The 394-nt window shown below is 60.7% G+C and carries 1 pseudogene; it reads left to right on the forward strand.

The features are described from left to right. Nucleotides 1-147: 147 nt before the first annotated feature. Nucleotides 148-394 (forward strand): annotated as a pseudogene (locus tag EE949_RS00205) (hypothetical protein); the annotation flags it as partial.

The raw sequence follows: 394 nt of genomic DNA on the forward strand, positions 1-394 counted from the left end.
ATCCAGGCCTTGCCGCCGGCCTGACGGAAGATTTGACGCCAGTAATCTGCAAACCCGCGGTTTTGCCCTTCAGTCTGGGCAAAGACTGCCGATAGCGAATTGCTGGCTTTGTGTTTGCTGCACAAAGCCATGGACAGGACCGCCTCCATGACTGATACCGCCATGACCGAAACCGTTGCTGCACCCGACAGCGCAGAAGCCGCTGCACCCGCACCGCCACAACCGTGGGAAGACGTGGTGCCTGAGAATTTTCAGATGCTGCGCCTGTCGCCGTTGCCGACCGACCGCGCCACGGGTGGACGACCGCTGCGTTTCGTTCAGTTTGGACGCGCCGAGCGTCACAGCAGGGAACTGAGCCTGTTGCGCATCAGCATTCAGTTGCCAGGTCAGCGTG

The organism is Pseudomonas viridiflava (assembly GCF_900602065.1).
GTDB lineage: Bacteria > Pseudomonadota > Gammaproteobacteria > Pseudomonadales > Pseudomonadaceae > Aquipseudomonas.